The sequence below is a fragment of the Xanthobacteraceae bacterium genome (genome assembly GCA_019454205.1).
In the GTDB taxonomy this organism is placed as follows: domain Bacteria; phylum Pseudomonadota; class Alphaproteobacteria; order Rhizobiales; family Xanthobacteraceae.
The window spans coordinates 2,551,382-2,566,082 of record CP075369.1; the positions used below are offsets into that span (position 1 = coordinate 2,551,382).

A 14,701-nucleotide genomic window follows, 5' to 3' on the forward strand; every position below is an offset into this window, starting at 1 on the left:
CCGGCAAAACAAACGCCCGCAATGGCTTGAATGGTTAACGAAGGTAAAACGGGCATGGTTAATGCTTCGTTGTCCGATCCTCCGGATTGGCCTCGAACCCTCGGCCCGTGCTAGGGAATCGGCCCGTTTCCAACCTCAGGTTCCAATGCAAAAGCCCGGCAAAAGCCCTGCGCAGACGCCCGCCTCGCTCCATACCGCCTCCGCCCTCCGCACGCTGGAAACGGAAGCAAAGGGCATGAGCGCGCTGTCCGCGGCCTTCGCGGGTGTGCTGGGACAGAGCTTCGCGGATGCGGTCGAAAGAATCCGCGCCGTGTCCGGCCCGCGCGGCGAGAACGGGCGCGTCATCGTCACCGGCATGGGCAAGAGCGGCCATGTCGGCCGCAAGATCGCGGCGACACTTTCCTCCACGGGCACGCCCGCCTATTTCGTGCATCCCGGCGAAGCGAGCCACGGCGACCTCGGCGTCATTTCCGACAAGAACGACGTGATCCTCGCGCTGTCATGGTCCGGCGAAACCGCCGAACTGCGCGACCTCGTCGATTATGCGAACCGCTTCAGCGTCACGCTGCTCGCCGTTACCTCGAACGCGGACTCCGCGCTCGCGCGCGCGGCGGATATCGTGCTGCTGCTGCCCGCCGCGCCGGAAGCCTGCCCGAACGGACTTGCGCCGACGACTTCGACGCTGATGCAACTTGCGCTCGGCGATGCGCTCGCGGTCGCGCTGCTGGAAAGCCGTGGCTTCACCGCCCTCGATTTCAAGGCGCTGCATCCGGGCGGCAAGCTCGGCGCGAACCTGCGCTTCGTGCGCGACCTCATGCATACCGGCGAGCGCGTGCCGCTTGTGCAATTCGGCACGCCGATGTCGGAAGCGATTGTCGAGATGTCGGCGAAAGGCTTCGGCTGCGTCGGCATCGTCGATGCGAACGGCGCACTGGCCGGCATCGTCACCGACGGCGACCTGCGCCGCCACATGAGCAGCGACCTGCTCGGCAAGACGGTCGAAAGCGTGATGACCCGCAATCCGAAAACCGCGCGCCCCGATCAGTTAGCGGCGGAAGTGCTGGAGCATCTCAACACGTCGAACATCACAGCACTGTTCGTGGTGGAGGACCGCAAGCCGTCCGGCCTGATCCACCTGCACGACCTGCTGCGGATCGGCGTCGCGTAAGCCTTACGCCTTCTCGACGATCAGACTTGCGCCATCGGCCTGCGTCACGCGCACCTTGCTGCCTGCGGGACAGTCCGGACCGGTGACGCGCCATGTCGAGTCGTCGATCCGTACGCGGCCCGAACCGGATACGATCGGCTCGTCGAGCGTGAAGATGCGGCCAACGAAAGCATCGGCGCGGCGATTCAGAAACGGCTTGTCCGTTGCCGTCACCACGGTCGGATAAAAACGCCGCCCCAGCAGCACCGAGACCACCGACAGGATCGCGAAGATCACGATCTGCACCTGCCAGGTCAGCGACACGATCCAGCCGATTACGCCGGTGGCGATTGCCGCGAGACCGAGCCACAGCATGTACGTTCCGGGCAACATTACTTCCAGCGCCAGCAGGATGCCGCCGGCGATGAACCAATTCCAGTTGCCAAGTTGCGCGAGGAAATTCATCGAAACGCTCCGTTACGTGCGGCGCGGGCCGGTCGGCGAACTGCCGGGGCCGCCCGTACCCGGACGGTTGTCGCCGAACACCGACTTCGACAGCTCGGCGATGCCGCCAAGCGAGCCGAGAATCGCGGTCGCTTCATAAGGCAGCATGAACACCTTCTGGTTCGGCGACATGGCAAACTGCTCCATCGCCTTCACGTATTTTTCGGCGATGTAGTAATTCAGCGCGGCGGGCTGGCCGCTGGAAATGGCGCTTGAAAGAACCTGAGTGGCCTTCGCGTCGGCTTCTGCGAGACGCTCGCGCGCCTCGGCGTCGCGGAATGCGGCTTCGCGGCGGCCTTCGGCTTCGAGGATCTGCGACTGCTTTTCGCCCTCGGCGCGAAGGATTTCCGACTGCCGCTGGCCCTCGGCTTCCAGTACCACCGCGCGCTTGTCGCGCTCGGCTTTCATCTGGCGACCCATCGCCGCGACCAGATCGGCCGGCGGCACGATGTCCTTGATCTCGACGCGCGTGATCTTCACGCCCCAGACCGACGACGCGGCATCGACCACTTTGAGCAGGCGGTCGTTGATCTCGTCGCGATGCGACAGCAGCATGTCGAGATCCATCGAACCCATCACGGTACGGATATTCGTCATGATGAGGTTCTGGATCGCGCGGTTCAGGTTGGTGATTTCGTAGCTCGCGCGCGCGGCGTCGAACACCTGGAAGAAGGCAACGCCGTCGACCGCCACGGTCGCGTTGTCCTTGGTGATGACTTCCTGCGTCGGCACGTCGAGCACCTGCTCCATCATGTTCACCTTGGAGCCGATACGGTCGATGAACGGGACGATGAAGTTGAGGCCGGAGGTCAGCGTAGTCGTGTAACGGCGGAAGCGCTCGACCGTATAGTGATAGCCTTGCGGCACCGTCTTGACGCCCGCAAATACCGTCGCAATGGCAATCACCAGTACGACGATGACGAAAATACTAAAGCCTTCCATGGAGCGCCTCCCGCGCGAGATTCCGCCGATTTCTCCAAGGATGGCTTGCGCGCGCCGCACTCGCAAGAGGCGGCGGTTTTCACAATTCCGTCAGCGCCAGCCGGACAACTCGCGCTCGACGACGTGACGCAGAACCCTGATCCCCGCCTCCGAATCGTTCAGGCATGGAATGGCCGCAAAATTCTCGCCGCCATGCTCCCGGAAGATATGCGCATTCTCCATGCCGATTTCCTCGATGGTTTCGAGACAATCCGCGACGAAGCCCGGCGTCACCACCGCAAGGTTCTTCACGCCGGCCTTGGCCAGCGCCTCCACGGTCTTGTCGGTATAGGGCTGGAGCCATTCCGCGCGCCCGAAGCGCGACTGGAAGGTGAGCCGCAGTTTTTCCTCGCTCATTCCCAGATGCTCGCGCAACAGCCGTGCGGTCTTCACGCACTGGCAATAATAAGGGTCGCCCTTGAGCAGATATTCGAGCGGCACGCCGTGGAACGACGCGATGATCGTATCCGGCTTCCACGCGAGCTTCGCGATTTCGGCCTGCATCGCTTCCGCGACCGCCTCGATATAGACCGGATCGTCATGCCACGGCGGCGCGATACGAACCGCAGGCTGCCAGCGCATCTCTTTCAGCGCGTCGAACGTCTTGTCGGCGACCGTCGCGGTCGTCGCCGCCGCGTATTGTGGATAGAGCGGCACGACGAGGATGCGGTCGCAGCCCTGCTCCTGCAGATGCTTCAGGCGCGATGCAATCGACGGATTTCCGTAGCGCATCGCCCAATCGACATGAAGGTTATCCGCCCCGGAGAAATACGCCGCGACCTTCTCCGCCTGCGCGCGCGTGATCGTCTTCAACGGGCCTTCGTCTTTTTCCTTGTTCCAGATCTTGTCGTAGTCGCGCCCCTTTGCCTGCGGGCGGCGCGAAAGGATGATGACGTTCAGCACGAACCACCACAACGCGCGCGGCGCCTCGATCACGCGGCGGTCCGACAGAAACTCTTTGAGGTATCGGCGCATGGACCAGTAATCGGTCGCATCGGGCGTGCCGAGGTTGACCAGCAGCACGCCGATCTGCCGGCCGCGCAGCGCGGGATGGTCCGGCGGCAATCCGGCGCCGCGCAATACCGAAGGGATGGTCGCGTCGTTCATGGCTGACCTCGTGGTGCGCGAATATACCCGTGGCGGCGCGCGCTGCACACATGCTAGAGGAGGCGCAAAGCCGCACATCATGATCACCCGCCGCTTCTTTCTCGCCTCTTTCGCCGCCGCGCTGGCGCTGCTGAAATCCTTTCGGCCCGCGAAAGCGCAGCCGCGCACGCAGGCCACGCGCGTCACTTTCGTGCTGGTCAACGATATTTATCTGATGAACGAACAGGCCATGCCGGACGGGCGCGTGCGGGGTGGTTTCGCGCGGCTCGCAACCGTGGTGAAGGCGGAACGCGCGAAGCATAAGAACGTGGTTCTCGCGCACGGCGGCGACACGCTTTCTCCGTCCGTGATGTCGGGCTTTGACCGCGGCAAGCATATCGTCGCGCTGACCAACATGGTCGCGCCGGATGTTTTCGTCGCCGGCAATCACGAGTTCGACTTCGGCAAGGAGACGTTCTTCGAACGGATGCGCGAGGCGAAGTTTCCGCTTTACGGCGCGAACATGCGCCTTGCCGACGGCAATCCCGTGCCAGGACACCGCGACAACATCATGCTCGAACTCGATGGCGTCAAGGTCGGCATTGCCGGTATCGCCTACGAGCACTCCGCAAAGCTTTCCTCGCCCGAGGACCTGAAATTTCTTCCGACCATCGAAACGGCGAAAGCGCAGGCGGAACTGTTGCGCAAACTGGGCGCGGACTTCGTGGTCGAGGTGCTGCACTGTGATCGGGGCGATGCGTTGCTGCTGCAGTTCTCGCGCAGCGCTGATCTTCTGCTCACGGGCCACACCCACGACCTCTTCATCAACTATGACGGCGATGTCGGCATCGTGGAGTCGAGCTACGACGCGCATTACGTCACCGCCATCGACGTCGATATTACGGTTCGCGAAATCGAAGGCCGCCGCGTCACTGCATGGCGTCCGCAATTCCGCGCCATCGACACCGCCGACGTGACGCCGGACGCCAATGTGGCAGCCGCGGTCGCGCGCTTCGATGCCGATTTCACCCGCGAAGCGCTGGTTCCGATTGCGAAAACCGAAGTGGAGCTGGATAGCCGCAACGCCACGGTGCGCACCCGCGAGGCAGCCATCGGCAATCTGTTCTCCGACGCCATGCGGATTTCGATGAAGGCCGACGCCGCGATCATCAACGGCGGCGGCATCCGCGCGGGCAAAGTCTACGAGGCCAATTCGGTCATCACGCGACTCGACGTGCTGAAGGAGCTGCCCTTCAACAACCGCGTCGTCGTCATCGAGATTAAGGGCGCCGAACTTCGCCGCGCCATCGAGAATGGCCTTTCGCAACTGCCGGTCGCCGCGGGCCGCTTCCCGCAGGTTTCGGGAATACGCGTGACCTTCGATCCGAAGCGGAAATTCGGCGAACGCATCGTCTCCATGGAGGTCGCGGGCAGCGCGCTCGACCCGGAAAAGATTTATCGCGTCGCCATCCTCGACTTCCTTGCACGCGGCGGCGACGGCTACGCGATGCTGCGCGAAGCGAAACGCATCACGCCCGACGCCGATGCGCCGCTGCTCGCCAACGAAGTGATCGCGTATATTCGCTCGCTCGGCACCGTGCGCGTGAAAACCGACGGCAGGCTGACGCCGCTTTAGGCGCGCTCGTCGGAAATGACCTTGCCGTCGTTCGGCAAAGAACCGACCGCGACGATCTCGACGCGGCCCTTCAATTTCGTCACCGCCTGCAACGCCGCCGCGACTTTCTCCGAAAGATCCGCTCCGCCGTTCGCGCTTTCTGCCTTCAGGGTCATCGCATCCTGTTCGTTCTCGCGCGTGACGACGAGACGGAGCTTTTGCAGCGAGGGGTACTGCTTCGACAGTTCCGCGATCTGTTCGGGACGGATAAACATCCCTTTTACCTTGGCGGTCTGATCGGCCCGGCCCATCCATCCCTTGATGCGCGCGTTCGTGCGCCCGCAGGGCGAAGCGCCCTTCATGACGGCGGAGAGATCGCCGGTCGCGAGGCGAAGCCAGGGATGATGCTCGTTGAAAGAGGTAACGACTATCTCGCCCACTTCGCCTTCCGCGACAGGATCGCCGGTGCCCGGCCGCACGATTTCGACCAGCACGTCTTCGTTGACGATCAGCCCCTCGCGCGCAGAAGATTCATAAGCGATCACACCGAGATCGGCCGTAGCGAAAGTTTGATACGCATCGACACCGCGCGACTTCACCTCCGCCTGCAGCGACGGTGGAAACGCTGCGCCGGAGACCAGCGCTTTCTTTATGCAGGAAACGTCGCGGCCCGCCGTCTTCGCGGCATCCAGCAGAATTTTCAGGAAGTCGGGCGTACCGGTATAACCGGCGGGTTGCAGATGCGCGATCATCTCGAGCTGCATCTCGGTCTGACCCGGACCCGCGGGAATAACCGGACAGCCGAGGGAACGCGCTGCCGAGTCGAGAATAAACCCGCCCGGCGTCATGTGATACGAAAACGTATTCAGCACGATGTCCCCGGGACGAAACCCCGCCGCAAACAGCGAGCGCGCCGCACGCCACGAATCTTTCTCCGTGCCTTCCGGCTCGAAGATCGGACCCGGCGAAGTGAACAACCTTCCGAACGACGCCACGGGATCGGGGACGAAGCCTGCAAACGGCGGCGACGCTTTCTGCATCGCGGGCAACGCGGATTTGCGCAGCACAGGGAGCTTCGCCAGCGCCTCCCGCGAGTTCACGTCCGCCGCGTCGATGCCCTTCAGGTGCTCGCGCCAGCCCGGCGCTTTCAGCGCGGCAGCAACCAGCGCCGGCAGCCGTTGCATCAGCGCGTTCTCACGCTCATCGGCGGAGCGGGTCTCTAGCTTGTCGTAATGTCCGGACACGGAAGAACTCACGCCAGCCAGCGCTTGCGGCGCTTGTAGTGCTTCACGTCGCGGAACGACTTGCGGCCCGCTCCGGAAACGCCGAGGTAGAATTCCTTCACGTCCTCGTTGTCGCGCAAGGACGCCGCGTCGCCGTCGAGCACGATACGGCCGTTCTCTAGAATGTAGCCGTACTGCGCGTATTTCAGCGCCATGTTGGTGTTCTGCTCGGCGAGCAGGAAGGTCACGCCTTCCTTGTCGTTGAGGTCCTTCACGATGTCGAAGATTTCCTCGACGATCTGCGGTGCGAGACCCATCGACGGCTCGTCGAGCAGGATCATCTTGGGGCGGCTCATCAGCGCGCGTCCGATCGCGCACATCTGCTGCTCGCCGCCGGAAGTGTAACCGGCCATCGAATTCTTGCGCTCGCGAAGCCGTGGGAAATATTCGTAGACGCGCTCCATGTCCTGCTTGATGGCGGCGCGCCCGTCGGTGCGCGTGAATGCGCCGGTCAGCAGATTTTCCTCGATGGTGAGATGGCCGAAGCAATGCCGGCCTTCCATCACCTGAATGCAACCCTTGCGCACGAGTTCGTTCGGCGACAGGTCGTGGATCTGGTTGTTGTCGAACACGATCGAACCCTTGCTCACTTCGCCGCGCTCGGCATGGAGCAGGTTCGAGATCGCCTTCAATGTCGTGGTTTTGCCCGCGCCGTTCGCACCGAGAATGGCGACGATGCCCTTCTTCGGCACGTTCAACGACACGCCCTTCAAAACCAGAATGACGTGATCGTAGATCACCTCGATATTATTGATCGAGAGGATGTTATCCGTTTCGGTGGCCGGAGCGGTCGCGGACATGATGAAACCCTGGAGGAAGAAATCCCCGCCCTTCGTTCGCGAAGGGCGGGGATCGTTAGCGTGGATCAGGACGGCTTGTCGCAACCTTCGGTGCGCTTCGGCCAGCCTTCGTTCTTCTTCACGTAGTCGTTCGCAGCCGCTTCGAGCAGCGGACGGACTTCTTCCTTGAGCGGCGAGATCCAGTCGGAGATCTTCACCCACTTGGTGCCGTCCCACTGCTGCATGTACGCAGCCTGGTGACCGTTGTGGTCGGTGCAGCTGATGCCGGTGATCGGAGCGCCGAAGCCTTCGAGACCCAGTTCTTTCCAGCGGGCCTGCGTGATGGTCAGCGTTTCGAGACCGCGGCGAACATCTTCGCCCGTCACGACTTTCTTGCCGGTGATCTTCTGCGCGTTGCGGATCGCTTCCGCGATCAGCACCGAGTTGTAGACGCCCTTGTTGTAGTGGGCCTCGCCGACCTTATCCTGCTGCGCCTGGCTCTTACCCTTCAGGACGACGTGCTTGATGATGTCCTGCATCGCCGGATAGTTCGCGCCGACCGCGGTGAAGTTGAGCGTGGTGTAGCCCTTGGCATCGGCGCCGGTGGGACGTGCGTCGTCTTCGCCGCCCGACCACCATACGCCGATGAACTTGTCCATCGGGTACTTGATGCGCGCAGCTTCCTTGACGGCGGTCGGGTTCATCGCACCCCAGCCCCACATCACCATCCAGTCCGGCTTGTCCTTGCGGACGTTCAGCCACTGACCGGACTGGTTCTGCATTTCCGCCGGCGGCACCGGATACATCTTCACTTCGAAGCCATACTTCTTGGCGAACTGCTCGAGCAGCGGGATCGGCTCGCGGCCATAACCGCCGTCGAAGAAGATGTAGCCGATGGTCTTGCCCTTCAGCTTGTCCAAGCCGCCTTCCTTGTCGGCGATGTACTTCAGAATCATCGACAGGCCGTCCCAGTAGGTCGCGGGCGGATTGAACACCCACGGAAACTGCTGACCGACCGCCGCTGCCGAAAGGCCGTACGCCATCGAGAGCACAGGAATCTTGTCGACCGACGCCCGCGGAATGACCTGCAGCGTGATGCCCGTCGACCACGGGTTATTAATGACCGGCTTCTTGGGCTTGGTGGATTCGTAGCAGGCCACGCCCTTCTCGGTGTTGTAGCCGGTTTCGCATTCTTCGATGCTGAGGCGAACGCCGCCGATACCGCCGTCGCGCTCGTTCAGCATGTTCAGGTAATCGGCCATGCCGTTCGCAATCGGAATGCCCGAACCCGCGAACGGGCCGGTGCGATACGTGAACAGCGGCACGTAAATCGAGTCCTGCGCCGCTGCGTTCGACACGAGGGCGGGCGTTACCGCCGTCGCGGCGAGCACCGCACCGACCAGAAGTCCTTTCATTCGCATTGTTATCCTCCCTTGACGTTGGTCCGGGCGTGAAAGCTCGCGTCCGGTCTTGCTGATCCAGCTCCGAAGGAACCGGAATATTTCCACGAGAACCGGAACATGGCGCGTTCCGCCCGTGGGAATTGGAAACAGTCTGCACCCTTTAGTACGGATATGGCCATACCCTCAGTTTCTGTTTTGCGATTTGCCAGAGCCGCGCCAGTCCGTGCGGTTCGACGATCAGAAAGAAAACGATCAGCGCGCCGATCACCATGAAGGAAATGTGTTCGCCGGTGGCCGACTGAATCGGCAAACCGATCGCGGAGAAGAGTTGCGGCAGCAGTAGCGGCAGCGTGAAGATCAGCGCCGCGCCCATGAACGAACCGACCAGGCTGCCCAGTCCGCCGATGATCACCATCGAAAGCACGGCGAAGCTCTGGTTGATCGAGAACGCCGTCGCTTCCGCACTACCGTAGTAAAGAAATACGAGAAGCGCGCCGGCAACGCCGCAATAGAACGACGACACCGCGAACGCGAGCAACTTGGCGCGGAGCAGACGGATGCCCATGAGTTCGGCGGCGATGTCCATGTCGCGCACCGCCATCCACATCCGCCCGATGCGCCCGCGCACGAGATTCGAGGCCAGCCACGTCATCGCCACGACGATAACCAGCACCACGAAATAGCGTGCCTGCGGTGTCGCTTCCGGGCCGGTGACATGGATTCCGAACAGCGTGCGGCGCGGCACCTCAATCGCGTTCGAGACATTGTAGTTCACCAGCCACGGGATGCGGATGAAGCACCACGACAGGAAGAACTGCGAAGCCAGCGTCGCCACCGCGAGATAGAAGCCCTTGATGCGCAGCGAAGGCAGGCCGAACAGGATTCCGACCGCCGCCGAAAAGAAGCCGGAACAGATCACCCAGACCAGGATGTGAACTTCAGGAAAACTGGTCGCGAGCTTGTAGCATGCGTAAGCGCCGACTCCCATGAAGCCGCCGGTGCCGAGCGAAAGCAGGCCCGTGTATCCGGTCAGAATGTTCAATCCGATTGTCGCGAGCGCGAAAATCAGGAACGGAATCATGATCGCGTGCAGCGTGAAGTTGCTGCCAAAATACGGGATCACCACGAACGCGACGATCAGGATGAACAGGATGCCAATCCGGTCCTGCCGGATCGGAAACACGGCCATGTCTTTCGAGTAATCGGTCTTGAATTGCCCGGCTTCGCGGTAAAACATTTCGAACCCCTACACGCGCTCGATGATCTTTTCGCCGAACAGGCCCTGCGGCCTGAACAGCAGGAATACGAGCGCGATCATGTAAGCGAGCCAGCTTTCGATGCCGCGGCCGAACAGCGGACCCCAATAGATTTCGCCGACCTTCTCGCCGACCCCGATGATGAGGCCGCCGACGATGGCGCCGGGGATCGACGTGAAGCCGCCGAGAATGAGGACGGGCAGCGCCTTCAGCGCGACGATTTCCAGCGCGAACGAAACTTCCGAACGCGCGCCCCACATAATGCCGGTTACGAGCGCGACCAGTCCGGCGGCGAACCACACGATCACCCAGATCTGGTTCAGCGAGATGCCGACCGAAAGCGCGGCCTTGTGGCTGTCGGCGACCGCCCGCAGCGCGCGCCCGATACGCGTCTTCGAGAAGAAGACCGCGAGCACCGCGACCATCGTGCTCGCCACGATCATCGCCGTGATGTCGAGCTTTTGCAGTTCGATGCTGCCGCCCGCGAACGGAATGGAGAGCGTTCCGGTCGGGATATAGAGCTGCTTCGTGATCATCACCTTCGGGTCGCCGCCGAAGATCAGTTCGCCGAAACCGATCAGGAAATAGGTCAGCCCGAACGTCGCCATAAACAGGATGATATCGGGCTGGTTCACCAGCGGCCGCAGCACCACGCGCTCAACCGAAATCGCCAGCACCAGCATGATGAGCGCCGCGAGCGCGAGCGCTAGGAACGCAGGCACCCCGATTGCATGCAGCCCGACGAGCGAAAGCGCCGCGAACACCACCATGATGCCCTGCGCGAAATTGAAGACGCCGGAGGCCTTGAACACGAGAACAAAGCCGAGTGCGATCAGCGCGTACAGCGTGCCGCCGACAAGCCCCTCCCACAGCGTTTGCAGGAAGATGTCGGGCAGGTCCCACATCTCCATGAACGGGACCACGAAGATCTTGCAGGCCATGTTGTAGGGTTTAACGCACAGCATCTTCTCTATCCGATCAATGCGCGACGCCGAGATAGGCGTCGATCACGGCCTGATTGGCCTTCACTTCGTCCGGCGTGCCGTCGGCAATCTTCTGGCCGTAGTCGAGTACGACCACGCGATTGGCGAGGTCCATCACCACGCCCATGTCATGCTCGATCAACGCGATCGTGGTGCCGAAGTGATTGTTGACGTCGATGATGTAGCGGCACATGTCCTCTTTCTCTTCGAGGTTCATACCGGCCATCGGCTCGTCGAGCAGCAGGAGTTCCGGCTCCATCGCAAGCGCGCGCCCCAGTTCGACGCGCTTCTGCAAACCGTAAGGCAGCCGGCCGACCGGCACGCGGCGGATATGCTGGATTTCGAGGAAGTCGATGATTTCCTCGACATAGCGGCGGTGCTCGATCTCTTCCTTCTCGGCCGGGCCGAAGCGCAGAAGCTGCCAGAAGAAATTGCTGTACATCTTGAGCGAGCGGCCGGCCATGATGTTGTCGAGCGTGGTCATGGACTTGAACAGCGCGACGTTCTGGAACGTGCGCGCGATGCCGCCGGTCGCGGCATCGTGCGGGCGCATCTTCCTGCGCTTCTCGCCCTTGAAGGTGATCTGCCCTTCCTGCGGATGATAGAAGCCGTTGATGACGTTCAGCATCGACGTCTTGCCGGCACCGTTCGGGCCGATGATCGCGCGAATCTCGCCCTTCTTGATGTCGAACGACACGTTCCGGATCGCCTTCACGCCGCCGAAAGACAGCGACACGTTCTCGACCGAAAGCAGCGTCTGCCCGGCCTGAATGGCGTTTTTATCGGGCGCTCTCATGCCGCTTTATCCATTGGCGCCGCGGGCGCATGGGTTTTCATGTCTTCGATCTTCACGCGCGCGGAAATGTTGCCCTTGCGCCCGTCCTCGAAGGTGAGTTCGGTCGTGATCGGCACTTCGGTCGCGCCGTTATAGAGGCCTTCCGCAAGCGGACCGTAGCGCTCGGCGATGAAGCCGCGGCGGACCTTCTGCGTGCGGGTCAATTCGCCGTCGTCGGCATCAAGCTCCTTGTGAAGAATCAGGAAGCGCTTGATCTGCGCGCCGGCCATCGGGCCTTCTTCCGAGAGCGACTTGTTCACTTCGTCGACATGCTCGCGGACCATTTCGTACACGCGCGGATGCGCGGCCAGTTCCTGATACGAGCCGTAAATCACGTTGTTGCGCTCGGCCCACGAACCCACCGAAACGAGGTCGATGTTCAGCATGACCGTGACGTAATCGCGCTTGTCGCCGAATGCGACCGCTTCCTTGATGTTCGGATAGAACTTGAGTTTGTTCTCGATGTATTTCGGCGCGAACAGCGTACCGTCGTTAAGGCGGCCGACGTCTTTCGCGCGGTCGATGATCTTCAGGTGGCCGGTCTTCGGATCGAAGAACCCGGCGTCGCCGCTCTTGACCCATCCGTCGGGCGTTTTCGCTTCCGCTGTCTTTTCAGGATCCTTGTAATATCCGACGAACACGCCCGGCGAACGGAACAACACTTCGCCGTTATCCTCGATCTTGATTTCGACATCCGGCGACGGCTTGCCGACCGTATCGGCATAGATTTCGCCGTCCGGCTGCGCGGTGATGTACACCGACGCTTCGGTCTGGCCGTAAAGCTGCTTCAGGTTCACGCCGAGCGAGCGGTAGTAGCGGAAAATCTCCGGGCCGATCGCTTCGCCCGCCGTATACGCCACGCGCACGTTGGTGAAGCCGTAACGGTTCTTCATCGGCCCGTAGACGAGAATTTCACCGAGCCAGTATTTCAGGCGCGCGCCGAGCGGCACACTTTCGCCGTTGAGAATCTTCTCGCCCCACTTGCGTGCGTGATTGAGGAAGTAATGGAACATCCCGCGTTTGAAACGTCCCGCGTCTTCCATGCGCACCATGGTGAGCGTGAGCAGGTTCTCGTACACACGCGGCGGTGCGAAAGCGTAGCTGGTGCCGATCTCGCGGCGGTCTTCGATGATCGTTTCCGGGCTTTCGGGGCAATTCACCGTGTAGCCCGCAACATACGACTGCGCGTAGGAGAAGATGTGGTCGCCCACCCATGCCATCGGCAGATAAGCGATGACTTCCTCTTTCTCGGTCAGATTGTCGAAGGTATTGGCGTTGCGGGAACTGACCACGACCGAGTCGTAGGTCAGCATCACACCCTTCGGATTGCCGGTCGTGCCTGACGTATAAAGAATGACCGCGATGTCAGAGCCTTTGCCCTCCGCGATCATCTTTTCCCAGGCATCGCCGGAATATTTCGTGGCCGTCGCCTTGCGGCCGATTTCCTGAACTTCGTTGATCCATTTCAGGCGCGTGTGGTCGTAGTCGCGAAGCCCGCGCGGCTCGTCGTAGATCACATGCGAGATCGACGGCAGGCGGTCGGAAATCGAGAGCACCTTGTCGACCTGTTCCTGATTCTCGACCACCGCGACCTTGGCGCCCGCGTGCTGCAGCACGTACGTCATCTCTTCGGCGACCGCATCCTGATAGACCGGGACCGGGATCGCGCCGATCGACTGCGCGGCGCACATCGACCAGTAAAGCCGCGGTTTGTTGGAGCCGACGATGGCAACTTTATCGCCGCGTTCGACGCCAAGTTCTTTCAGGCCAAGCGCAAGCGCCTTCACTTCTTCCTTGACCTGCGCCCAGGTCCAGGTTTGCCAGATGCCGAAATCCTTTTCGCGAATGGCAGGACGCGATCCGCGCAGTTCGGCGTTGACCAGCAGAAACTTCGGAAACGTATCGGCGTTCGACGCGGTGTATTGCGCCATATCTCTCACTCCCAATACCGCCGGCGCGTTGACCGCGCCTGTTTCCGGTGCGGATCGAGCCACACCATGCGATTTCAGCGTAGCAGAGTGGACGAAAATCGTCGCAGAACAATGCTGCGCTTGACAGACAAACAGGGAGGAGATTGGTTATGTGTGCCGCGTCAGGTGAAATATTGCACCGCAAAAACGCGCGCGTTTATTCTTCGTATCTAATCTTCATAACGGCTTAGTTTATCGAGGTTGAGAACGGTGATCCCGCCGTGCCCGACCCGCAGCAGTTTCTTTTGTTCCAGCGCTTGCAACGCGCCGTTCGCGGCCTGCCGCGAAACCCCGGAAATCAGGCCGATTTCTTCCTGCGTAATGTCGAGCTGATTATCCGCCTTCGGTACAAGTACGGGATTGCAAAGCCACGCGATGTTGCGCGCGACGCGGGCGGTCGCATCCAGCGAGCGGTCGAACTCGACCAGCGCGATGAATTGCCCAATCCGCTCGTTGAATTGCCGCACCAGAAAACGATTGAAGCCGGCGCTGTGCTCGAACAGCCAGAAGAACGTGCCCATGTTCATCATGGCAAGGCGCACTTCCCGCAGCGCGACCAGATCGTACTGGCGCGGCTCGTTCTTCAGGACCGAACCTTCGCCGAACCAGATGCCGGCCCGCATCCCCGCCAGCGTGATGGCCTTGCCCTTCTGCGAAACCGTGCCGAGCCGGACCAGACCGGAGATCACCCCGGTCCACGCCTCCATGCGGTCGCCCTTGTGACAGATATACGCACCCTTCGCGAAAGACTTTTCGCTGACGCCGCGGCGTGCGCGCTCGATCTCTTCCTCGGACAGCTCCGCGGACCAGAAAGCGATCTCGCGGAGACGTTCGGCCGTAATCATAGGAGAAGAATAAA

General features: G+C 61.6%; 13 protein-coding genes. 2 read left to right on the top strand and 11 right to left on the bottom strand.

Features of this window, described 5'->3' with window-relative positions; all coding sequences use genetic code 11:
- Window positions 1-145: 145 nt before the first annotated feature.
- Window positions 146-1,168, top strand: coding sequence for a KpsF/GutQ family sugar-phosphate isomerase (locus KF794_12885; protein QYK44650.1), 1,023 nt, complete (start codon window positions 146-148; stop codon window positions 1,166-1,168).
- Between the two features lie 3 nt (window positions 1,169-1,171).
- On the opposite strand, the gene KF794_12890 is transcribed toward KF794_12885, so the two are convergent.
- The 3 genes from KF794_12890 to hemH form a co-directional block, all read right to left on the bottom strand.
- Window positions 1,172-1,612 (bottom strand): NfeD family protein, encoded by a 441-nt coding sequence (locus KF794_12890; protein ID QYK44651.1) that lies wholly within the window; start codon window positions 1,610-1,612, stop codon window positions 1,172-1,174.
- A 12-nt stretch (window positions 1,613-1,624) separates the two neighbouring features.
- On the bottom strand, window positions 1,625-2,593 hold the full coding sequence (locus tag KF794_12895) for an SPFH/Band 7/PHB domain protein (GenBank protein ID QYK44652.1): 969 nt from the start codon (window positions 2,591-2,593) through the stop codon (window positions 1,625-1,627).
- 90 nt (window positions 2,594-2,683) lie between these two features.
- Window positions 2,684-3,739: a ferrochelatase gene (hemH, locus tag KF794_12900; protein ID QYK44653.1), complete on the bottom strand. Its 1,056-nt coding sequence runs from the start codon at window positions 3,737-3,739 to the stop codon at window positions 2,684-2,686.
- Between the two features lie 79 nt (window positions 3,740-3,818).
- On the opposite strand from hemH, the gene KF794_12905 reads away from it, so the two are divergent.
- A complete protein-coding gene (locus KF794_12905) occupies window positions 3,819-5,354 on the top strand; it encodes a bifunctional metallophosphatase/5'-nucleotidase (GenBank protein ID QYK46703.1) in 1,536 nt (511 codons plus the stop codon).
- Here KF794_12905 and KF794_12910 read toward each other — a convergent pair.
- From KF794_12910 to KF794_12945, 8 genes are all read right to left on the bottom strand, one after another.
- A complete protein-coding gene (locus KF794_12910) occupies window positions 5,351-6,577 on the bottom strand; it encodes an AMP-binding protein (GenBank protein ID QYK44654.1) in 1,227 nt (408 codons plus the stop codon). The genes KF794_12905 and KF794_12910 overlap by 4 nt on opposite strands.
- Before the next feature lie 8 nt (window positions 6,578-6,585).
- A complete protein-coding gene (locus KF794_12915; protein QYK44655.1) occupies window positions 6,586-7,416 on the bottom strand; it encodes an ABC transporter ATP-binding protein in 831 nt (276 codons plus the stop codon).
- A 65-nt stretch (window positions 7,417-7,481) separates the two neighbouring features.
- Window positions 7,482-8,816 (bottom strand): ABC transporter substrate-binding protein, encoded by a 1,335-nt coding sequence (locus tag KF794_12920; GenBank protein ID QYK44656.1) that lies wholly within the window; start codon window positions 8,814-8,816, stop codon window positions 7,482-7,484.
- Window positions 8,817-8,958: 142 nt separating this feature from the next.
- Window positions 8,959-10,035: a branched-chain amino acid ABC transporter permease gene (locus KF794_12925; GenBank protein QYK44657.1), complete on the bottom strand. Its 1,077-nt coding sequence runs from the start codon at window positions 10,033-10,035 to the stop codon at window positions 8,959-8,961.
- 9 nt (window positions 10,036-10,044) lie between these two features.
- A complete protein-coding gene (locus KF794_12930) occupies window positions 10,045-10,995 on the bottom strand; it encodes a branched-chain amino acid ABC transporter permease (GenBank protein ID QYK46704.1) in 951 nt (316 codons plus the stop codon).
- A 37-nt stretch (window positions 10,996-11,032) separates the two neighbouring features.
- Window positions 11,033-11,833 (bottom strand): ABC transporter ATP-binding protein, encoded by an 801-nt coding sequence (locus tag KF794_12935; GenBank protein ID QYK44658.1) that lies wholly within the window; start codon window positions 11,831-11,833, stop codon window positions 11,033-11,035.
- On the bottom strand, window positions 11,830-13,803 hold the full coding sequence (locus tag KF794_12940; protein ID QYK44659.1) for an AMP-binding protein: 1,974 nt from the start codon (window positions 13,801-13,803) through the stop codon (window positions 11,830-11,832). Before KF794_12940 ends, KF794_12935 begins: the two co-directional genes overlap by 4 nt.
- 209 nt (window positions 13,804-14,012) lie before the next feature.
- Window positions 14,013-14,687 carry a Crp/Fnr family transcriptional regulator gene (locus KF794_12945; protein ID QYK44660.1) on the bottom strand — a complete coding sequence of 225 codons (675 nt, stop codon included), beginning with the start codon at window positions 14,685-14,687 and terminating at the stop codon, window positions 14,013-14,015.
- Window positions 14,688-14,701: the final 14 nt, after the last annotated feature.